Below are 20,838 nucleotides of genomic sequence, written 5' to 3' on the forward strand. Positions count from 1 at the left end.
CGGGAGAGAAGATCATGACAGTTTCCGACGAAAAGCTTGTCGCTGCCCTGCGCGCGTCCCTCACCGAGAACGAGCGCCTGAAGCAGGAGAACGCCCGGATCACCGGGGCCGCCTCCGAGCCCATCGCGATCGTGGGCATGTCCTGCCGGCTGCCGGGCGAGGTCACCTCGCCCGAGGAGCTGTGGCAGCTCGTGGCCACCGGCACCGACGGGGTCTCGGACTTCCCCAAGGACCGCGGCTGGGACCTGGACTCCGTGTACCACCCGGACGTCGACCACCAGGGCACCACGTACGTGAAGGAAGCCGGACTCCTGCACGGCGCGGGCGAGTTCGACGCCTCCTTCTTCGGGATCTCCGACCGCGAGGCGCTGGGCACCGACCCGCAGCAGCGGCTGATGCTGGAGCTGGCCTGGGAGGCCTTCGAGCGGGCCGGGATCGACCCGCACTCGGTGCGCGGCAGCGACACCGGCGTCTTCGCGGGCCACATGTACCACGACTACGCCAACGGAGCCCAGGAGCTGCCCGAAGGGGTGAGCGGGTTCCTGGGCCTGGGCAAGTCCGGCAGCGTGCTCTCCGGCCGGGTCTCCTACCTGTACGACCTCACCGGCCCCTCGGTGACGGTGGACACCGCCTGCTCCTCCTCCCTGGTCACCCTGCACCTGGCCGTGCAGGCACTGCGCTCCGGCGAGTGCTCGATGGCGCTGGCCGGCGGCGTGGCCGTGATGGCCACCCCGGACGCGTTCGTCGGCTTCTCCAGCCAGCGCGCACTGGCCCCCGACGGCCGGATCAAGGCCTTCTCCTCCACCTCGGACGGTACGAACTGGGCCGAGGGCGCCGGCTTCCTGCTGCTGGAGCGGCTCTCCGACGCCCGCCGCAACGGCCACCAGGTCCTCGCGGTGGTCCGCGGCACCGCCGTCAACCAGGACGGCGCCTCCAACGGCCTGACCGCACCCAACGGCCCCGCCCAGGAGCGGGTGATCAAGGCCGCGCTGGCCAACGCCCGCCTGACCACCGCCGATGTGGACGCGGTCGAGGCGCACGGCACGGGCACCGTCCTCGGTGACCCGATCGAGGCCCAGGCGATCCTGGCCACCTACGGCCGGGGCCGCTCCGCGGACCGGCCGCTCCAGCTGGGCTCCCTGAAGTCCAACATCGGCCACGCCCAGGCCGCGGCCGGGGTCGCCGGCGTGATCAAGATGGTCATGGCCCTGCGCAACGAGGTGCTCCCCAAGACCCTGCACGTGGAGGAGCCCACCGCCAAGGTCGAGTGGACCTCGGGCGCCGTGGAGCTGCTCACCGAGGCCAAGTCCTGGCCGCGCGAGGAAGGCCGTACCCGCCGTGCGGCGGTCTCCTCCTTCGGGATCAGCGGCACCAACGCCCACGTCATCGTCGAGGAGGCCGCGCCCGCCCCGGCCCCCGCGGCCGAGGAGACCGTGACCGAGCGGACCGCGGTCGCCCCGGCCGCCGTCGCCCGCGGCCCGCTGCCCTGGGTGCTCTCCGCCAAGTCCGAGCAGGCGCTGCGCGCCCAGGCCGAGCGGCTCGACGCCTTCCTCGACGAGGAGGAGGAGGGCCAGGAGGCGTCCGCGTACGACATCGGTCACTCCCTCGCCCGGACCCGCAGCGCCTTCGAGAAGCGCGCCGTCCTCGTCGGAGACGACCGCGACACCCTGCGGCAGCGGCTGCTGGCCGTGGCCGAGGGCGCGACCGCCGCGACCTCGCCCGGCGTGGTGCGCGGCAGCCGGACCCGGGGCCGCCTGGCGGTGCTCTTCACCGGTCAGGGCTCGCAGCGCCTGGGCATGGGCCGCGAGCTGTACGGGACCTACCCGGTCTTCGCCGAGGCCTTCGACGCCGTGGCGGCCGAGCTGGACCAGCACCTGCCGCGGCCGCTGAAGTCGGTGCTCTTCGGTGACGACGAAGTCGCCCTCAACCGGACGGAGTTCACCCAGCCCGCGCTGTTCGCGGTCGAGGTGTCGCTGTTCCGTCTCGTCGAGGCGTGGGGCGTCCACGCCGACTTCCTGGCCGGGCATTCGATCGGTGAACTGGCGGCTGCGCATGTTGCGGGTGTGTGGGATCTTGCGGATGCGGCGCGTCTTGTGGCGGCTCGTGGCCGCCTGATGCAGGCCCTGCCGTCCGGTGGCGCGATGGTCGCCGTCCAGGCCACCGAGGCCGAGATCCTCCCGCTCCTCGGCGAGGGCGTCGGGATCGCCGCGATCAACGGCCCGAACTCGGTGGTCGTCTCCGGCCGCGAGGACGCCGCCGAGGCCCTGGCCGCGCACTTCTCCGGCCTCGGCCGGCGCACCAAGCGCCTGGTCGTCAGCCACGCCTTCCACTCGGTCCTGATGGACCCGATGCTCGAGGAGTTCCGCAAGGTCGCCGCCAGCCTGACGTACGGGGCCCCGCGCATCCCGGTGGTCTCCAACCTCACCGGAAAGATCGCCGAGCCCGCCGAACTGGCGAGCCCCGACTACTGGGTCCGCCACGTCCGCGACGCCGTCCGCTTCGCCGACGGGATCCGCACCCTCCAGGAGCGCGGCGCGGTCACCTTCCTGGAGCTCGGCCCCGGCGGGGTCCTCACCTCGATGGGCCCGGCCTGCCTGACCGGCGACACCGCCAACCTCGCCTTCGTCCCCGCACTGCGCAACGACGCCCCCGAAGCGCAGACCGCCGTGACCGCACTCGGCGAACTCTTCACCCGGGGCATCACCATCGACTGGTCGGCCCTGTTCGAGGGCGGACGCCGGGTGGAACTCCCGACGTACGCCTTCCAGCGCCGCAACTACTGGCTGGAGGCCGGAACCCCCATGACGACGACCACGACCAAGACGACCGGGGTCGAGACGGACGAGACCACCGAAGCCGCAGCGGCCCTCGACCCGGCCGAGGCCACCAAGCAGGCCCTGCTGGCCAAGCTGGCCGGCCTCCCGGACGCCGAGCAGACCGGGATCCTCATCGACCTGATCGTCGCCGAGTCCGAGGCGGCGCGCGAGGAGCTCGCCACCGACGAGCCCTTCGAGGACGAACTCGACGGTGACAGCCCCTTCTTCGAGGTGGGCTTCAACTCCCTCAGCGCCGTCGAACTGCGCAACCGCCTCGTCGAGGTGACCGGTCTGGCGCTCAGCCCGATGCTGCTCTTCGACTTCCCGACGCCGACCTTCATCGCCGAGCACCTGCTGGAGCTCCTGGCGGCCGAAGCCGCCTGAGCCGCCTGAACTGCCTGCCCGCGACCACCACCACACCCTTTGAAAGGCACCCTGATGTTCGACGCACCGACCGAGGCCGACGTCCTGATCGTCGGATACGGCCCCGTGGGCCAGCTGCTCGCCCTGCTGCTCGCCGACCGAGGCAAGAACGTCACGGTCGTGGAGAAGTGGCCGCAGGCCTACCCGATGCCCCGCGCGGTCGCCTTCGACGGTGAGGCTGCGCGCACCCTCACCGCCGCGGGCATCGGCGGGCTCATCGGACGCATCGGTGAGCCCTCGGGCTCCTACCAGTGGAAGAACGCGGACGGGAAGATCCTCCTGGACATCGACGGCTCGGAGCGCAAGCTCTGCGGCTGGCCCGAGTCCACCTCCATGTACCAGCCGGCGCTGGAGGAGGAGCTCCAGGCCCGCGCCGCGACCCTGGAGAACATCACGGTCCACCGGGGCCACCAGGTCGTCGGGCTGACCACGCGGCCCGACGGGGCCGAGGTGACGGCGGTCGGCGAGGACGGCACCGAGCGGACCTTCTCGGCCCGCTGGGTGGTCGGCTGCGACGGCGCCAACAGCTTCGTGCGCTCGAAGATGGATGCCGGCTTCTCGGACGTCAACTTCTCCCACGACTGGCTGGTCTGCGACGTGGTCCACCACGACGGCCGCGAGTTCCACCCGAACAACCTGCAGATCTGCGACCCGGCGCAGCCGCGCACCTCCGTGTCGGCCGGACCGGGCAATCGGCGCTACGAGTTCATGCGGACGGCCGGGGAGACCGTGGAGGGGCTCAACACCCGCGAGAGCGCGTGGCGGCTGCTGAAGCTCTTCGACATCAACCCGGAGAACGCCACGCTGCGCCGCCACCACGTCTACAGCTTCCGGGCGGGCGCCGCCGAGACCTGGCACGAGGGCCCGCTGGTGCTGGCCGGGGACGCCGCGCACGTCATGCCCCCCTTCGCGGGCCAGGGCATGTCCTCCGGTTTCCGCGACGCGGGCGCGCTGGCCTGGAGGCTGGCGGCGCTGCTCGACGGGCGCGGCGGCAGCGAGCTCCTGGACGACTACCAGGAGGAGCGCCGCACGCACATCAAGCACGCCATCGGGATGTCCGTGAACCTCGGCAAGATCATCTGCCAGACGGACCCCAAGGCCGCGGCCGACCGCGACATGGTGATGCTCGCCGCGGCGGAGCGGGCGGCCGCCTCGGGGATCCCCTCCCAGCAGCGCTCCCCGCTGCAGCCGCTGGCCCGCGGCTTCGTCAAGCTCAACGAGAAGGGCCGGCCGATCCGCCCGGCGGGCGTCCTCTCGCCGCAGGCCCGGGTGGAGCGGGCGGGGGAGACGGGACTCTTCGACAGCGTCGTCGGACTGGGCTTCGTCCTCCTCACCACCGAGGACCCCGAGCAGCTGCTCGACCCCGCCGACCGGGCCTTCCTGGACGAGCTGGGCGCGCACGTGGTCCGGGTCGTCGCGGCCGGCACTCCGGCCGGGGAGGCGGGCCCGCACGCGGTGGTGGACCTGGACGAGGTCTACCTGCCGTTCCTCGCCGAGGCCGGCGCCACCTCGGTGCTGATCCGTCCCGACTTCTACGTCTACGGGGCCGCCGCGGGCCGGGCCAACACCGCCGAACTGGTCGCAGCGGTCCGCGAGGCCCTCTCCGAGGCCCGGGTCCCGGCCGGGGTGTGAACGCGCGAAGCCCCGTACTCCCCAAGGGGTACGGGGCTTCGCGCGGTGCCGGCCTCAGCCGGCCCGCGTCGCGTTCATCCAGAGGTCGGCCGGCAGGTCCTGGCGCCGCTTGACCCGCAGCTTGCGGTAGACGCGGGTGAGGTGCTGCTCCACGGTGCTCGCCGTGATGTAGAGCTTCGTGGCGATCTCCCGGTTGGTGTAGCCCATCACCGCGAGGGAGGCCACCCGCTTCTCGGAATCGCTGAGTTCGAAGCCCTCGGCGCTCTGGCCGCCCTCGGCGGCGGACATCATCGCGGGCTGCTCGGCGGAGCCCGACAGCAGTTCCTGGGCCAGCGGCTGGGCCTTGCAGGCGTTGGCCACGTGCAGGCCCTGGCGGAAGAGGGTACGGGCCCTGCGGTGCTCGCCGAGCGCGTAGTAGGTCCGGCTCATGTCGGCCAGCACCCGGGCCTGTTCGTACCGGTCGCCGGTGGATTCGAGCAGCTCCAGCGCCTCGGTGAGCTGCTGGAGGCCGCGGCCCGGCTGGCTGGTCGCCGCGTAGAGGCGCAGGGCCAGGCCGCGGGTGCGGGCGTTGCCGGCGCCGGGCCGCGCGAGCTGCTCGTGGACCAGCTGGCGGGCCCGGTCCGTATTGCCCAGGCGTACGCACGCCTCGGCCGCGCCGACCCGCCAGGGCACCGGGCCCACCGCGTCCACGCCCCAGCTGCGCTGGAGTTCGCCGCAGGACAGGAAGTCGGCCAGCGCCGCGTGATGGTGGTGGGTGGACAGGTGCAGGACGCCGCGGGCCTCCAGGTAGGACAGCCCGAACCAGCTCTCGTACATGCTGTCCGGCACGGACTGGCCCAGCTGGCGGGCGGCCTCCTCGTACTGGCCCAGCCGGGTGTGGGCGACGATCAGGCTGCCGAGCGGCAGTCCCGCCAGTACGCCCCAGGATTTGACGGGCAGCAGGGCCAGGGCCTCCCGGGCCCGTTCCACGGCCGAGGTCAGATCCCCTTGGCGGACCGCGATCTCGGCCCGGATGCCGGTGAACACGGCCTGCCAGGTGGTCGCGGAGCGCTCCTGGGCGTCGATGACGAGGCGCTCGCACCAGTCGGCGGCGTTGTCGGCGCTGCCGTAGCGCAGCAGGGTCAGCAGCGCGAGCATCGCGGTCTCGTCGGCCCAGCTCGCGCCCCGGCTCAGGCGCAGGTCCCACAGCACCTGCTCGGCGCGCTCGGCGGCTCCGGGCCGGTTGCGGGCCAGCTGGTCGGCGAGGGCGGCGGCGCGGCCGAGCCACGGGTCGCTGCGCAGGGTCACGACGGTGGCGCCCCGCTGGGCCGCGGCGCCGGCGGCGTTGGCCGTGCCGACGGGCCGGGCCAGCGAGGGGTGGGCCCACGACAGCCACTGTTCCAGGTCGGCCAGTTCGGAGCCGGGCCCGGTGGGCCGGTCGGTGGTGGCGGTGCGTAGCCGCTCCAGCAGCTCGGCCGACTCCTGGGTGCGGCCGTGCCACAGCAACTGGCGCAGCAGCAGGGTGGATTCGTGGAAGCCGAGGTAGCCGGCCTGTTCGGCGGCGAGCAGCGAGGCCAGGTGGCGGACGGCCGCCGAGGGGTCGCGCTGGAAGGCGGTGTGGGTGAGCCGGGCCAGGGCCGTGGCCCGCTCCTGCTTGTCGCCGCTGGAGCGGTGGGCGAGCTCCAGGCAGGCCGTCGCGGTGTCGGGGCGGTCGGCGAGCCGCTCGTGCTCGGCGGCGTCGAGCAGTACCTGGACGGCCCACGGCTGGTCGGCGCGGCCCGCCTCCAGCAGGTGCCGGGCGACCCGGCCCGCCTCCGCGCCGTCCTCGTAGAGCAGCCGGGCGGCCCGCTGGTGCAGGGCGGAGCGCTCCCGCGCTTCGATGTCCTCGAGTACGGCGGCGCGGGCGCGGGGGTGGCGCAGTTCGCCCTCGTCGGTGAGCAGTCCGGCGACGGCCATGGCCCGCCGGGTCGCTTCGAGCGTCTCCCGGTCGGTGGCGGCGAGGACGGCCAGCCCGTCGGGGGTCGCGTACGTGTCGAGCACGGCTACGGCGCGGGCCACGGCCAGGGTGGCGGGCTCCCCGCGGTGCAGGCAGCTGAGCAGGGCGAGCCCGTAGCCGCGGGCGTCTTCGTGTCCGGCGTCCAGGTCGTCGGCGAGGGCGCCGAGCAGCAGCGGGTTGCCGCCGCTGAAGGAGTGCAGGGCGGCCGCGTGCAGGTGGCCCCGGTGGGGTCCCAGGCGTTCGGCGAGGAACGCGGCGGAGCCGTCCTCGGTGAGCGGGGCGACCCGGATCCGGGACAGGTGGGGGTTGCGCAGCAGCTCGGCCTGGAGGAGCCGGTGCGGGGAGGCGATGTCGGTGTTCTCCACGAGCAGCACGGCGACCTTGGCCGAGCGCAGCCGGCGGGCGAGGTGCAGCAGGACGCGCAGCGAGTGGGCGTCGGCGTACTGGGCGTCGTCCACGGCGAGCAGCAGCGGTTCGGCGGCAGCCCGTTCGAGCAGGGCCACGCACAACTCGTCGACGGTGTGGGTGAGTTCGCCGACGGGGACGGCTTCGGCGGCCGTGAGGGTGGCGGGGAGGTCTTCGGTGGACAGGCCCGCGGCGCGGAACAGCTGCCTGGCGGCGCCGAAGGGGAGGTCCTGGTCGGACCGGGAGCAGACCGCGTGCAGCAGCCGGAATCCGGCGGCTTCGGCGCGGTCGGCGAACACGTGCAGCAGTTCGGTCTTGCCCGTCGCGGACGGGCCTTCGAGCAGCACCATCCGGCCCTTGCCGGACCGGGCCGCCTCCTGGATCAGGTGCAGACGGCCTAGGTGTTCGTCCCGCTCGACAAGCATCGCTCCCCCAATGTGATGACCGTCCACCGGCCGCGGCGCCACTATCGGGGAGGGCGTGTCACTGACCGGGAACCGTGTATCCACCGCGCCGAACACATCGGTCCGGCCCTCGGGATGCGGAGGGCCGGACCGGGTGTCGGGCGCTGAACGGGCCGTCCGCCCGGGGGAGTTCGGGGCGGCCGGTGGAGTGGTCAGCTGGTGACCACCGACGGGAGCAGGGCCAGCAGCTCCGCCGGGGCGTCGAGGGCCGCGTCCGGGAAGGTTGCCAGCAGGTCGGCCGAGTCGGACTCGCCCCACAGCGCGGCCACGGCGGCGATGCCGGCGCCGCGGGCGGCGGCGATGTCGGTGACGGCGTCACCGAGCATCAGCGCCTCCTCGGGGCGGGCCCCGAGCAGGTCCAGGGCGTGCAGGACGATGTCCGGGGCGGGCTTGGCGCGGGCCACCTCGTCCGAGCCGATGACGTGGTCGAAGAGGTGGATGACGTCCAGCTGGGTCAGCAGGTGCCGGGCCCGGTCACCGGCCTTGCCGGTGGCTATCGCGGTCCGGAAGCCGCGGTCGCGCAGCTCCTCCAGGACCTCTCGGACGCCGGGGAAGAGGGGGACCAGATGTGCGAGGCGATAACTCTCCCGGACGAAGGGGCCCTCCATCGCCAGTGGCAGGCCCATGATCTTCATGATGTCGGGAAAATATCGCCCGAGGTGGCGCTCGTACTCCTCGAACGGAGCCTTTCCGTCACCGACGACCTCGGCGTAGGCGAGGTTGAAGGCCTCGCGCATGACCGGGAAGCTGTCCACGATCACTCCGTCGAGATCGAAGACGATCACGCTCTTGGGGTGTTCGAACGCGAGGGTGCGGGCTGAGGGGTGCAGGGCTGTACCAGTGTTCACGGGGATCTCCCAGAAGACGGTGTGTGCGGGGTGGAGAGGAGTGCGAGGAGTACGGGCGCCGCTCAGCGGGCGGACGCGAGTTCCTGCCGGCGGGGCCGCGCGCGACGTGCCGAGGTGTAGATCCGCTCGATCACGGCGATGGTCCGGCGGGTGTCCTCGACGGCCTTGCCCCGGGATGCGGGATCGGCGAGCAGGGCCGGCAGTGCGTCGAGCTGGCGGTCGTACTCCGCCCCGATCGGCTCTTCGTCGAACGCGATCGGCGCGCTCTCGCCCGCCCTGGTCGAGGACAGTTCCGATCCGCCCGCCCGGTTGGGGCTGAATCCGAAGGTGCACCGCAGCGAGGCCGTGCCCGAAGCGCCCTCCACCTTGATCACCGTGCTGTCGAGGGCCTCGTGGGAGGCCCAGCTCGCGCGCAGCGAGACGGAGACCCCGTCCTCGGTGACCAGGAAACCGCGCGCGGTGTCCTCCACGTCGCCGCCGGACGTGGACTTCGCGTCCTCGTGCCGCCAGGAGGCGCCGTGCGAGGCGGCCGCGATGAAGTCGTCGGAGACGGACCCGACGACCTCCTCGTACTCGGCGGGGCCGATCAGCGGCGACACCGTGTCCAGCAGGTGCCAGCCGAGGTCGACCAGTGCGCCGCCGCCCGACAGCTGGCTCTGGGTGAACCAGCCGCCGGCGTCCGGGACGCCCCGGGCGCGGACCCAGGAGATGTCGATGTGCCGCAGCGGCCCCAGCCCGGCCGCGGCCTCGCGCAGCGCCATCACGTCGGCGCGGTAGCGGGCCGCGCTGCCGGCCAGCAGGACGGCTCCACCGGCGAGTTCGGCGGCGGCGAGTTCGTCCGCCTCGGCCGAGTTCAGGCAGACCGGCTTCTCGAGGAAGACCGGGATGCCGCGCTCCAGCAGCCGGCAGGCGACCTTGGCGTGCAGGTGGTTGGGGACGGCGACGACCGCGAGGTCCGCGAGGGCGGGGGTCAGCTCGTCGATGCCGGACAGGGCGAGGACGCCCGGACCGGTCTCGGCGGCGATCTCCGCCGCGATGGGGGAGGGGTCCACCACCGCGGTCACCTCGAACGCCGGGTGGGCGGCCAGGCGGGACAGCCAGATGGACCGTCCCGCCCAGCCGAGGCCCACCACGGCCACCCGGAGCGGGGAGCTCACTCGGCGGCCAGTTCGTCGGTGAGGATGTTCGCGATCTCGTGCATCTGCGCCTCGGTGCCGAGCAGGGTGCGGTGGTGCAGCCAGATGGCGTCCGCGTAGATCGCCTCGGTGTTGGGGCAGCGGGCGGCGATCTGGTCGACCGTCTCCGCGGGGGCGCCGGTCTCCCAGAAGCCGTCCGAGCGGTAGATCGCGCGGAAGGCGGCGAAGGCCGGCAGACCGCGGGCGATCAGGCGGTCGACGAGCGCGTTGCGGCGCTCGGCGGTCCAGCCCGGCAGGCGGAACATCGCCATGTAGTGCGGGTTGCGGGTGATGCGCGGGTCGATGTGCTGCGGCACGACGCCGGGGATCTCGGAGAGCAGCCCGGACAGGATCGGCCAGTTGTGCTCGCGGGTGTCGATCTGGCCGCCGAGGCGGGCCAGCTGGGCGCGGAGCACTCCCGCGGAGAACTCGTTCATCCGGAAGTTGGAGCCGGAGGTCTTGTGGAAGTAGTAGCGGTCGCTGTGCGGACGGCCGCAGCTGTGCCGCAGGAACGCGGTCTCGAACTGCTCCGCGTCGTTGAAGGTGACCAGGCCGCCCTCGCCCGCGGTCATCAGCTTGCCGTTCTGGAAGCTGAACGCCGCGACGGCGCCGAACTCGCCGACCTTCTTGCCGTCCCACTCGGCGCCGTGCCCGTGCGCGGCGTCCTGGATCAGCGGGACACCGCTGTCCGCGGACAGCTTGCCGAGCGCGTCCATGTCCGCGATCTGACCGGCCATGTGCACCGGCATGATCGCCGCGGTGCGCGGGGTGATCGCGGCGGCGACGGCGGCCGGGTCGATGTTGTAGGTGAAGGGGTCCACGTCGACGGGGACGGCCACGGCACCGAGCCGCTGCGCCGCCTGCGAAGACGAGATGAAGGTGAACGCGGGCACGATGACCTCGGTGCCCGGGCCGACGCCGAGCACCTGGAGGGCGAGCTCCAGCGCGTGGGTGCCGTTCGTCACCGCCAGGGCGTACTCGGCGCCGTGGTAGTCGCCGAACTCGCGCTCGAAGGTGGTGACCTCGCTGCCACCCATGCGCCACCACTGACCCTGCTCGAGGGCACGGATCAGTCCGGTGCGCTCCTCGTCCCCGAATTGGGGCCAAACGGGGAAGTCCGGAGTCTGCCGGGAAAGCTGGCTCATTTTTCTCTGCTCCCTGTGAGTCAAATGCTGGGCGGAAATTTACTGGCTGACGGCGGGAGCGTCATCCCCCTATGCATCCCCCTATGAGGCCCTTGCGGAAAGCCCCGGAAAGGCTCGCCATCAACGCCGTTGGAAGAGTGTTGTAGCTTTCCCGGTAAATGCACTGCCGTTCTGGAACAGCGCTCCGAGGGCGGTCCGCCGCGCGCCGCCAAAGCGCCGCGAAAAAGCCGGAACCAATTCCCGTCCGATGACCAGAGAATGGATCGAGGCCCCCGATGACGCACGAAGACCCCTGGCTCCGCAGGTTCCAGCCCGCCCCCGAGGCGCCCGTCCGGCTGGTCTGCCTCCCGCACGCCGGCGGTTCGGCGAGCTTCTACTTCCCCGTCGCCCGCGCGCTCGCGCCCGCGATGGACGTACTGGCCGTCCAGTACCCCGGCCGCCAGGACCGCCGGCACGAGCCGGGCATCACCCGGCTCGACGAGCTCGCCGACCGGATCACCGAGGCCCTGCTGCCCTGGGCCGACCGCCCGCTCGCCCTGTTCGGCCACAGCATGGGCGGACTCCTCGGCTACGAGGTCGCGGCCCGGCTGGAGGACGCGGGCAAGGCCCCGGCCGCCCTGTTCGCCTCCGCGCGCCGGGCGCCCTCCCGCCACCGGGAGGAATCCGTCCACCTGCGCTCGGACGCCGGGGTGATCGCGGAGCTGAAGCTGCTGGACGGCACCGATTCCGGGATGCTCATGGACGAGGAACTGCTCGAGATGATCCTTCCGGCGCTGCGCAGCGACTACGAGGCCATCGAGACCTACCGGCACCGCCCGCGCCCGCCGCTGTCCACCCCGCTCGTGGTCCTCACCGGGGACGACGACCCCCAGGTGACGGCGGACGAGGCACAGGCCTGGTCCGCGCACACTTCCGTGGACTTCTCCCTGCACACCTTCAAGGGCGGCCACTTCTATCTGACCCGGCACCAGAACGAGGTCCTGGACATCATTCGCCGCACGGTCGTAAAGGAATGCGTGGCGCAGCCGGTCGGGTAATGCGCCGGACCGGAGCTCCCGGGGCCCGCACGCCAATGGTCCGCATACCGCGCAATGGGCGGACGATTACCGGTCGCTGAGTTAATCGGGGGCGCGGTATCCGCCGTCACCGTTGGCTACTTGGGAGTGCCCACATGCAGAGCAGGCGAACCATCCTCCGTGCCGGTGCAGGACTGGCCCTCACGGCAACGGCCGTGGGCGTCGGCACCCTGCCGGTATTCGCGGACGCCACCGGTTCCGGTACCGGATGGGCCGGCCTCGCGGCGCGGATCCAGGGCGACATCGTGCTCCCCGTCGACCCCGGCTACAACGCGGCGAAGGAACTGCAGATCGCGGCCTTCGACGCGGTCCACCCGCAGGCCATCGCCTACCCCGAGACGCCGCAGGACGTCCAGGCCCTGGTGAACTACGCCCGCAACAACGGCATCTCCGTGCGGGTCCGCAGCGGTGGCCACAACTTCAACGGCTGGTCCACCGGCGAGGGCCTCGTCATCGACACCTCCCGTCTCAACCACGCCACGGTCGGCACCTCCACCGTCAAGATCGGCCCGGGTCTGCAGTCCATCGACGCGCTGCACGCCCTGGCCCCGTACAACAAGCAGGTCATCGCGGGCACCTGCCCGACGGTGGCCCCCGGCGGGTTCATCTCCGGCGGTGGCATCGGCTTCCAGACGAGGAAGTTCGGCCTGGGCAGCGACCGGCTGCGCTCGGCCCAGATCGTCCTGGCCGACGGCCGTCTGATCCGCGCCTCGGAGACCTCGTACTCCGACCTGTTCTGGGCCCTGCGCGGCAGCGGCGGCGGCAACTTCGGCGTCGTCACCGAGTTCGAGGTCGCCCCGATCGACCAGCCGCGCATGGTCTTCTTCTCCACCATGTGGGCCTGGGACAAGGCCGAGCAGGTCTTCGCGGCCTGGCAGACCTGGCAGCTCAACGCCTCCGTCAACCTCGGCTCCGCCCTGATCTACAACCTGCCCGACGCCGCCCCCGGCAACGTCCCGATGGTGATCATCACCGGTGGCTACCACGGCCCCGAGTCCGAGGCCCAGGCCGCGCTGGCGCAGCTCACCTCGCTGGTCGGCGCGCAGCCGACGAGCACCTTCGCGAGCGACCTGCCCTACGCGGACGCCATGAAGACCGCGTACGGCTGCGGCGACCTCACCCAGGAGCAGTGCCACCGCGAGGGCACCGGTGCCGAGGCGCACCTGCACCGCACGGCCTTCCAGCGCGACGCGTACCGCATGTTCAACCAGCCCTTCACCCCCACCCAGATCTCCACCGTGCTCAGCACCCTGGACTCCAACCGGGTGGCCGGCCAGCGCCGCGTCGTGCACTGCATGGCGGTGGGCGGCAACGCGAACAACGTCTCCCCGACGGCGACCGCGTACGTACACCGCCAGGCCAACTTCGTCATCGGCTACGTCGGCCAGCTCGACGCGCCGACCCCGGAGTCCGAGGCCGCCGCCTCGGCCTTCGTGCAGACCGGTGCGGACGTCCTCAACCCGATCAGCAACGGCGCCTACGTCAACTTCCCCGGCTCCAGCCTTCCGGACTGGGCGACGCAGTACTACGGCGACAACTACCTCCGCCTGAAGAAGGTGAAGAAGGCCTACGACCCGAACAACTTCTTCCGCCACCCCCGCAGCATCGGCAGCCTCGGCCAGTAGTTCCCCGGACGCCGGCTCGACCCCGCGCACACAACCCCCGTGCACACACCCCCGCCAGTTACACAGAAATGGGTATGGAAGTGACTTCCACCTCTCCCCAGGCGTCCACTGGACGGCCTGGGATCGCGATGGCCCTCATCGCGTTCTGCATGCTGATCTTCTCGATCGACTACAACATCGTCTACGTGGCCCTGCCGGAGATCGGCAAGGACCTCGGCTTCACCGCCCAGTCGCTCCAGTGGGTCGTCAGCGCCTACGCCGTCGGCCTCGGCGGTGCGATCCTCTTCGGCGGCCGCGCCGTTGACCGCCTCGGCGCCCGCGTGATGCTCGTCCTCGCGCTCGCCCTGTACGGCGGCGCCTCCGCGGTCGGCGGCCTCGCCGGCAGCCCCGGTCTGCTCATCGCGATGCGCGTGGTCCAGGGCCTGGGCGGCGCGCTGCTCTTCCCCGCGACCCTGTCGCTGATCAACAGCTCCTTCAAGGAAGGCGCCGAGCGCAACAAGGCCTACGCCCTGTGGGGTTCGGCCGGCGCCTCCGGCTCGATCATCGGCTCCCTGGCCGGCGGCGTGCTCACCGACTACCTCGGCTGGGCCTCCGTGTTCTACGTGAACATCCCGCTCTGCGTCCTCGCGATCGTCGGCATCTTCGCCTTCGTCGCCCCCGACGTCCGCTCCGGTGACGGCGGCAAGTTCGACATCCCGGGCGCGCTCATCGCCACCGGTGCCTCGACCCTGCTCGTCTACGGCCTCATCAGCGGCCCCGAGGCCGGCTGGACCTCCGTCAGCACGATCACCACGCTCGGCGTCGGTGCCGCGCTCGGCGTCCTGTTCTTCCTCGTCGAGGCCAAGACCAAGGACCCGCTGGCCCCCGCGCACATGTGGAGCTACCGCGGCCTGGTGACCGCGATCCTGGTCGTCTTCGTCTTCCAGGGCGTCATCAACACCCTGAACTACCTCTTCTTCGTGCACCTGCAGACCGTCATCGGCTACTCCCCGCTCCAGGCGGGTCTCGCCTTCCTGCCGATGAGCGCCGTCGCGATGCTCGGCTCGGGCAAGCTGCTGCCGTTCGTCGTCCAGAAGTGGGGCGTGCGCTACGCCCTGTTCGGCGGCCTCTCCGGCCTCGGCGCCTCCATGATCGTGCTGGCCTTCACGATGTCCGAGAGCACCAGCTTCTGGCCGCTGCTCCCCGGCGTCCTGATCTGGGGCCTGTTCGCGGGCATGCTCTACCCGGCGATCTTCATGGCGGCCGGTTCCAACGCCGCCCCGCACGAGCAGGGTGTCGCCTCCGGCCTGACCCAGACCATCGCCCAGCTGGGCGGCGGCATGGGCATGGCCGCGCTGATCGCGGTCGCCAACTCGGGCCTCGACCTCGGCGAAGGTGCCTCGAACGCGGCCGGCGACGTCCTGAACGGCCTGCAGAACTCGGCGCTCGTCGGCGGCATTGCCGCCATCGCCGGTTCGTTCCTGGCCTTCTTCCTCAAGACGCAGGCCGCCCCGGCCGAAGCGGCCGAGCCCGCCGCCGCGGCCGCCGCCGAGAAGGAGAAGGTCACCGCGTCCTGACGCCCGTAACCCCCTCCGCGGTGGGAAACCGCTGATCCGCAATTCGCCCCGCCGGGTATTCCGGCGGGGCGAATTGCATTCCGATTCCGTGCGGGATTCCCGAATAGGGGGTTGTGCGGGGTGTCGTCCGTGTGCTGGTGAATGGAAATATTGCTGGCGAAGGCAAAGGGCCGTCGCACTCGGCCGGAATCAATCGACGAATGAAGGACGCCGCACATGTATAACGTCGAGGCATACCTGGCGCACCTCGGCCACACCGGGTCCCTTGAGCCCACCGTGGAGACCCTCCGAAGCCTGCACAGCGCGCACCTGCGTACGGTCCCGTTCGACAACTCCGTGAACGCCGAACGCGGCGACTACATCTGGGACTACGTCGAGATCGACGTGGACAAGTCCTTCGACGAGATCGTCACCGGCGGCGCCGGCGGTACGTGCTTCGAGCTCAGCGGCCTGTTCCGCAAGCTCCTCACGGACCTGGGCTTCGACGTGGACATCCTCGCGGCGGGCGTGCGCGGCCCGGACGGCGGGTTCGGCCCGGACCTGGAGCACCTCTTCATCGGCGTGAACATCGACGGCGATGTCTGGCTGGCCGACACCGGCTTCGCCGGCCCCTCGTTCATCGACCCGGTCAAGGTCAGCGCCGAGGTCCAGGAGCAGTACGGCTGCGCCTACCGCGTCGTCGAGGACGAGGGCTACCAGGTCCTCCAGCGCAAGACCCGCGAGACGGACTGGCACCACGTCTACCGCTTCAAGCAGACCGCCCGCAGCCTCTCGGAGTGGAACCGCGACCCCTCCCAGCCGGTGCCGGTCAGCCCCGAGTGGAACTGGGCGGGCGAGCTCGTCTCCAACCGCACGGTCATCCGCGCCCGCGCCCTGGAGAACGGCTCGGTCATGCTGGTCGGCCGCCGCTGCCTGACCGTCGAGGACGGCCACGAGAAGTTCCGCGTCCTGGTCAAGGCCGACGACTTCGACTCCGTCGTCAACACCATCCTGCGCAAGGCCGCCTGACCGAGGGCGAAGAAGGAGCGGGGCGCACCGGCCTGGATCTGGCCGGTGCGCCCCGCTCCCGTTTTCGCCCCTCCGGATGCGCCGGGTCAGCCCCGTGCGGTCCTGCGCCGGTCGTAGGCGGGGGAGAAGGCGCGCAGCAGCCGGGTGGTCTCGGCGAAGTCGAGCTGGCCCGGGGCGAAGCTCTCCCCGAAGAAGGAGTAGGTGATCCGCGAACCGAGACCGGGGAAGAACACGCGCGAGGCGCTGCCCTCCGCGCCCATGGCGATGACGGTCAGGGGGATGTCGCCGCCCGCCGTCAGCAGCAGCGCGGCGAGCCGCTTGAGGTCCTCGGGGGAGCGGGCCATCGTGGACACCTTGACGAGGTCGGCGCCGGCCGCCTTCGCGTCGGCGACCACCGCTTCGAGCTCGGCGGTCCCCGGGGTGCGGTCGAAGTCGTGGAACGAGACCAGGGCCAGGGTGTCGTGCTCGTGCGCCGCGGCGATCACCTCGGCCAGGATCTCCCGAGAGGACAGCTCCACGTCCACCGCGTGGACGTGCGGGGCCACCGCCCGGAAGAGCGCGAGGCGCTCCTCCTCGGTCCCCGCCCACGCACCGCCCTCGGCTGCCGAGCGGATCGTGGCCAGCAGGGGTACGGAGACGAAGGCGCGGACCTGGGCGAAGACGTGGTCCTCGTCGGTGCGGGAGAAGCCGTCGATGCGCAGCTCGGCGATGTCTATGCCGGCTTCCTTCGCCTCCCGGGCGTTGCGGTCGTTGTCGGTGTCGCTGAAGCTGACGGCGATCAGGGGGGCGTCAGCGCGGAGCAGGGCCCGCAGCGTGTTCATCTTCTTCTTCACAGCCTTCGCGTTGCGTTGATGGGTGGCAGGAGCTCAGGTAGGAAGACCCCCCTGGACCGCGGGGGCGGCCGTCCAGGGGGGTCTTCGGTCAGGGGGCTGGTCAGGCGGCTGCGGCCGCCCGCGACCAGACGACCGCGGAGTCGGCCCGCTCGGCCGAGTCCCGGGCCAGCAGGACCGCTCCGTCCAGGGAGGACAGGCCGCCCAGGCGGGCGGCGGCGATCCGCGGCTGCGGACCGCCCGGGCGGACGAGCCCGCGGGCATGGCGTTCCACGCGTTCCACGAAGCCGGGCAGGCCGTCCGCGAAGCCGCCGCCGATCACGGTGACCTCCTGGTGGAAGAGCTCGGCGGTGCCGGCCGCGGCCGCGGCGAGGACGGCGCAGCCCTCGTCGACCGCGGCCTCGGCCCAGGAGGTTCCCGCGGCCCAGGCTTCGCACAGTTCGGCGTACTCCACCGGCGCACCGCGCAGCACGGCCGCCCGGCGCAGGATGGCGGGGCCGGAGGCCGAGGCCTGGACGCAGCCGCGGCGGCCGCAGTCGCACACGGCGCCGGTGCGGTCGACCACCAGGTGGCCCAGTTCGCAGGAGCCGCGGGCGGGGCCGGGGCAGAGCCGGCCGCCCAGGACCACGCCGCCGCCGATCCCGGTGCCGACGCCCAGGTAGACGAGGTTCTCGCAGCCGATGGCGCGGGCCTCGGCCAGCGCGGCCAGGTCTCCGTCGTCGGCGTGGCAGATGACGGTGCCGGGCAGCATCCGGTGCAGTTCGGAACGCAGGTCCAGGCCCGTCCAGCCGGGCCGGTTGGGCCAGGCCAGTACGGTTCCCGAGGGGTCGAGGGTGACGGGCAGGGCGAGGCCGGCGGCGGTCACCGGGGCGCCCGCGTGGACCCGTACCCGCTCCAGACAGGCGGCGAGGGCCGCCATGTCCTCCCGTACGTCGGCGCCCCGGGTCCACCGGAAGGCGGTCTCGTACCCAGTGGCGGCGTCGCCCTCCCCGCCTTCCAGGCGCACGGCGACCTTGGTGCCGCCCACGTCCAATCCGAGGTATCGCGTCATTCCGCGAGATTTACTCAGGGCGGCCCATTGTCCGGCCATTTCCCGGTCGGTCCGCGGTAATTCCCCCAGGATCCGCCGGCAGCCGCCCTGACCACCCCCTAATCCATCCCTATTCTTTCGGGTGGCTCGAATTCTTTGGTCAGGCTCCCGGACAGTGGGAGGCGGGCGCATTACTCTCGGCGGTCCACGCATATTCGACTTCTCCCTCCGCGAGGTGATCCGAAGTGAGTCGTGACTGGCTCTTCGTCCGCATACCGAATCCGCTGAGGAACCGGAGCGAGGACCACTCCTCGCGGGTGGTCGGGGCCGCGGTGGCCGAACTCGCCGGCCACCTGCGCGCCGCCGACCCGGAAGGCAACTGGCAGTTCCGTCGCCCCGACGAGAACGCCGGCTCCAACCTGGGTCTGTGGTTCCACTCCACCCACGAGGTCCTCAAGGAGCTGGAACACAGGCTGCGGACCCACACCGCCGCCCACGACTGGCCGGTCGTCACCGACCAGTACGACCCGCCGACCGCCAAGTACTGCACCAGCCAGACCATCCGGCTGGCCGACCGGCTCGCCACCGAGTCCAGCGAGTTCGCCCTGGCCCTGCTCCAGGAAGGCGGGCTGGACCCGCGGGACCGCCTCACGCTGGCGACCCTGCACCTGTGGCACCTGTGCGCGCTGATGGCTCCCGCGGACCGGGGCGCGTTCCTGTTCCACTTCTGGCAGTTCGGCACCGAGGAGCTGAGCCCGGCCGGCCGCGTCCAGCTGGCCTCCGAGGCCGACGGGTACGCCGTCACCCTCCTCAACGGCCTTCCCGCCGTGGACGGAGGCGTCTGGGAGCAGTACCTGCCCGCCGTGCGCTCCGTGATCGAGGGCCAGCGGGACAGCGGCGTTCCCGTCAACTTCCTGCTGTACGACCACGCCCAGCTCACCCACGACCGGCTCGGCATCCCGACGGAGACCGCCGCACTGGGCGCCCGGGCGCTGCGCGCCGCGCTGTCGGCGGGGGCCACCCTGCCCGCGTTCGCCGCGGACGTCAGGACTCCGGTCCTCCAGTCGGTCTGACAGCCGGTCCGACCCCACTGACCCATCGGAAAGGGAATCACCGTGACAGCCACGGACACGCGGATCCACAGACGGATCGACGTGGAGCTCGGCGACCGTTCGTACCCGGTGCACATCGGTTCCGGCGTACGGCACCTGCTCGCAGAGAAGATCGCCGAGATCGGGGCGCAGCGGGTGGCCGTGGTCTCGGCCCGGCCCCGCGACACCCTCCCCGAGACGGGGGTGCCCACCCTGTACCTGGAGGCGCGCGACGGCGAGGAGGACAAGAACCTCGCCACCGTGGACCGGATGTGCCGGGCCTTCGCGGAGTTCGGCCTGAGCCGTGCGGACGCCATCGTGTCGGTGGGAGGAGGCACCACCACCGACTCGGTGGGCCTCGCGGCCGCGCTCTACCACCGGGGCCTTCCGGTGATCCACCTGCCCACGACCCTGCTGGCGCAGGTGGACGCGAGCGTCGGCGGGAAGACCGCCGTCAACCTGCCCCAGGGCAAGAACCTGGTCGGGCAGTACTGGCAGCCCTCCGCGGTGCTCTGCGACACCGACTACCTGGACACCCTGCCGAAGCGGGAGTGGACCAACGGCTACGGCGAGATCGCCCGGGCCAACTTCATCGGCGCCGGTGACCTGCGCGGGCTGCCGCTGGAGGAGCAGATCGCGGCGAGCGTGGCCCGCAAGGCCGAGATCGTCGCCGCGGACGAGCGCGACACCGGGCTGCGCCACATCCTCAACTACGGCCACACCCTCGGCCACGCCCTGGAGCGGGCGACCGACTTCGCCCTGCGCCACGGCGAAGGCGTGGCCATCGGCACGGTGTTCGCGGGCCTGCTGGCCGGGGCGCTGGGCCGGATCGGCCCGGAACGGGTCGCCGAGCACCTCGAAGTCGTCCGTTCCTACGACCTGCCGTACCGGCTTCCCGCCGGGGCGGGAACGGCGGAACTCATCGCCCTGATGCGGCTGGACAAGAAGGCGACGAGCGGGCTGGCCTTCGTCCTGGACGGACCCCTCGGGGCCGAACTGGTCTCCGGCGTACCGGAGTCGGTGGTGGCCGGGGTGCTGGACGCGATGGAGCGCGAGCACTGAGGGCACCCCCGGGCCGGCCCGGAGCTCCGCCGTGCCCGGGGTGCCCCTTGACACGGCGGTCGGCGATGTGGTCGCAGACGGGAACGTGCCGGGACGGAAACGGGAGGACGGAGCGGGACTCTCAGCGCAGTTGATCGACTGAGGAGTTTTCTGTGAACCATGACCCGGACCTGAACGACCAGCGGGAGCTGTCCCGGCTGCTGCGCGAGCTGTCCACCGTCGAGCCGTCGGCCGAGCGCCTCGCGGACGGCGGACACCCGGGGCCGTACCACGTGCCGGAGCCGCTCGACGGGCCCGGCTACGAGGTCGAGACCCTTACGGAGGCCGGTATGCACACGGTCGTGGGGATCGCCGCCGACACCCCGCCCAGCGAGGAGGAGCGGGTGCTCCTGCGGTCGGTGGTCCGCGCCCTGCTCGATCTCGCTGGTCATGACGAGGGAACCGCCCACACCCGAGTGGTCCTGACCCCGCGAGGTCCGCAGATCACTTCCTGCCGAGTGGCACGTACATCCTGATCAAGCCATATAGATGACACATAGCTGCCATCAACTGGCTTGAAACAAACGGCAATTGGCTCCGTGACGCATGGTAGTCACTGTTGTTCCCGCGTTACCGTCAGGCCGGTAACGCGGGGGGAACCGTTCGGGAACGGCCGCGGACAGAGTCAGTCCTGTCAA

General features: G+C 71.8%; 15 protein-coding genes. 9 read left to right on the plus strand and 6 right to left on the minus strand.

Going from position 1 to position 20,838, the window contains the following annotated elements; translation table 11 throughout:
- Positions 1 to 11 precede the first annotated feature (11 nt).
- Together OHU74_RS19660 and OHU74_RS19665 are read left to right on the plus strand one after the other, a co-directional pair.
- Positions 12 to 3,200, plus strand: a complete 3,189-nt coding sequence (locus OHU74_RS19660) for a type I polyketide synthase (protein WP_371619736.1) — start codon at positions 12 to 14, stop codon at positions 3,198 to 3,200.
- 54 nt (positions 3,201 to 3,254) lie between these two features.
- Positions 3,255 to 4,871: a bifunctional 3-(3-hydroxy-phenyl)propionate/3-hydroxycinnamic acid hydroxylase gene (locus OHU74_RS19665; protein ID WP_371617128.1), complete on the plus strand. Its 1,617-nt coding sequence runs from the start codon at positions 3,255 to 3,257 to the stop codon at positions 4,869 to 4,871.
- Between the two features lie 54 nt (positions 4,872 to 4,925).
- Here OHU74_RS19665 and OHU74_RS19670 read toward each other — a convergent pair whose 3' ends face one another.
- The 4 genes from OHU74_RS19670 to OHU74_RS19685 form a co-directional block, all read right to left on the minus strand.
- The gene (locus OHU74_RS19670) at positions 4,926 to 7,676 is read right to left on the minus strand and encodes an AAA family ATPase (protein WP_371617129.1); all 2,751 of its coding nucleotides are present in this window, start codon (positions 7,674 to 7,676) and stop codon (positions 4,926 to 4,928) included.
- A 191-nt stretch (positions 7,677 to 7,867) separates the two neighbouring features.
- Positions 7,868 to 8,545 (minus strand): HAD-IA family hydrolase, encoded by a 678-nt coding sequence (locus tag OHU74_RS19675; RefSeq protein ID WP_371619737.1) that lies wholly within the window; start codon positions 8,543 to 8,545, stop codon positions 7,868 to 7,870.
- Positions 8,546 to 8,625: 80 nt separating this feature from the next.
- Positions 8,626 to 9,720: a Gfo/Idh/MocA family protein gene (locus OHU74_RS19680; protein ID WP_371617130.1), complete on the minus strand. Its 1,095-nt coding sequence runs from the start codon at positions 9,718 to 9,720 to the stop codon at positions 8,626 to 8,628.
- On the minus strand, positions 9,717 to 10,883 hold the full coding sequence (locus tag OHU74_RS19685) for a DegT/DnrJ/EryC1/StrS family aminotransferase (protein ID WP_371617131.1): 1,167 nt from the start codon (positions 10,881 to 10,883) through the stop codon (positions 9,717 to 9,719). Before OHU74_RS19685 ends, OHU74_RS19680 begins: the two co-directional genes overlap by 4 nt.
- A gap of 275 nt (positions 10,884 to 11,158) precedes the next feature.
- Here OHU74_RS19685 and OHU74_RS19690 point away from each other — a divergent pair, with 275 nt between their 5' ends.
- The 4 genes from OHU74_RS19690 (at position 11,159) to OHU74_RS19705 (ending at position 16,148) form a co-directional block, all read left to right on the plus strand.
- Positions 11,159 to 11,920 (plus strand): thioesterase II family protein, encoded by a 762-nt coding sequence (locus tag OHU74_RS19690; protein ID WP_371617132.1) that lies wholly within the window; start codon positions 11,159 to 11,161, stop codon positions 11,918 to 11,920.
- 134 nt (positions 11,921 to 12,054) lie between these two features.
- A complete protein-coding gene (locus tag OHU74_RS19695; protein ID WP_371617133.1) occupies positions 12,055 to 13,584 on the plus strand; it encodes an FAD-binding oxidoreductase in 1,530 nt (509 codons plus the stop codon).
- Positions 13,585 to 13,712: 128 nt separating this feature from the next.
- On the plus strand, positions 13,713 to 15,140 hold the full coding sequence (locus tag OHU74_RS19700; protein ID WP_371617134.1) for an MFS transporter: 1,428 nt from the start codon (positions 13,713 to 13,715) through the stop codon (positions 15,138 to 15,140).
- A gap of 216 nt (positions 15,141 to 15,356) precedes the next feature.
- Positions 15,357 to 16,148, plus strand: a complete 792-nt coding sequence (locus OHU74_RS19705) for an arylamine N-acetyltransferase (protein ID WP_371617135.1) — start codon at positions 15,357 to 15,359, stop codon at positions 16,146 to 16,148.
- Positions 16,149 to 16,234: 86 nt separating this feature from the next.
- Here OHU74_RS19705 and aroD read toward each other — a convergent pair whose 3' ends face one another.
- Positions 16,235 to 16,981 carry a type I 3-dehydroquinate dehydratase gene (gene aroD / locus OHU74_RS19710; RefSeq protein ID WP_371617136.1) on the minus strand — a complete coding sequence of 249 codons (747 nt, stop codon included), beginning with the start codon at positions 16,979 to 16,981 and terminating at the stop codon, positions 16,235 to 16,237.
- Between the two features lie 100 nt (positions 16,982 to 17,081).
- On the minus strand, positions 17,082 to 18,029 hold the full coding sequence (locus OHU74_RS19715; protein WP_371617137.1) for an ROK family protein: 948 nt from the start codon (positions 18,027 to 18,029) through the stop codon (positions 17,082 to 17,084).
- A 224-nt stretch (positions 18,030 to 18,253) separates the two neighbouring features.
- Between OHU74_RS19715 and OHU74_RS19720 the strand changes: the two genes are divergently transcribed.
- From OHU74_RS19720 to OHU74_RS19730, 3 genes are all read left to right on the plus strand, one after another.
- Positions 18,254 to 19,081: a lantibiotic dehydratase C-terminal domain-containing protein gene (locus OHU74_RS19720; RefSeq protein ID WP_371617138.1), complete on the plus strand. Its 828-nt coding sequence runs from the start codon at positions 18,254 to 18,256 to the stop codon at positions 19,079 to 19,081.
- 42 nt (positions 19,082 to 19,123) lie between these two features.
- Positions 19,124 to 20,161, plus strand: a complete 1,038-nt coding sequence (locus OHU74_RS19725; protein ID WP_371617139.1) for a 3-dehydroquinate synthase — start codon at positions 19,124 to 19,126, stop codon at positions 20,159 to 20,161.
- A gap of 152 nt (positions 20,162 to 20,313) precedes the next feature.
- Positions 20,314 to 20,676 carry a hypothetical protein gene (locus tag OHU74_RS19730; protein WP_371617140.1) on the plus strand — a complete coding sequence of 121 codons (363 nt, stop codon included), beginning with the start codon at positions 20,314 to 20,316 and terminating at the stop codon, positions 20,674 to 20,676.
- The last annotated feature ends 162 nt before the right edge of the window (positions 20,677 to 20,838 follow it).

The organism is Streptomyces sp. NBC_00454, from assembly GCF_041434015.1.
GTDB lineage: Bacteria > Actinomycetota > Actinomycetes > Streptomycetales > Streptomycetaceae > Streptomyces.

Coding starts and splice junctions, on each gene's coding strand:
- OHU74_RS19665 (WP_371617128.1), top strand. CDS start 3,255: ATGTTCGACGCACCGACCGAGGCCGACGTCCTGATCGTCGGATACGGC.
- OHU74_RS19670 (WP_371617129.1), bottom strand. CDS start 7,676: ATGCTTGTCGAGCGGGACGAACACCTAGGCCGTCTGCACCTGATCCAG.
- OHU74_RS19685 (WP_371617131.1), bottom strand. CDS start 10,883: ATGAGCCAGCTTTCCCGGCAGACTCCGGACTTCCCCGTTTGGCCCCAA.
- OHU74_RS19690 (WP_371617132.1), top strand. CDS start 11,159: ATGACGCACGAAGACCCCTGGCTCCGCAGGTTCCAGCCCGCCCCCGAG.
- OHU74_RS19695 (WP_371617133.1), top strand. CDS start 12,055: ATGCAGAGCAGGCGAACCATCCTCCGTGCCGGTGCAGGACTGGCCCTC.
- OHU74_RS19700 (WP_371617134.1), top strand. CDS start 13,713: ATGGCCCTCATCGCGTTCTGCATGCTGATCTTCTCGATCGACTACAAC.
- OHU74_RS19705 (WP_371617135.1), top strand. CDS start 15,357: ATGTATAACGTCGAGGCATACCTGGCGCACCTCGGCCACACCGGGTCC.
- OHU74_RS19715 (WP_371617137.1), bottom strand. CDS start 18,029: ATGACGCGATACCTCGGATTGGACGTGGGCGGCACCAAGGTCGCCGTG.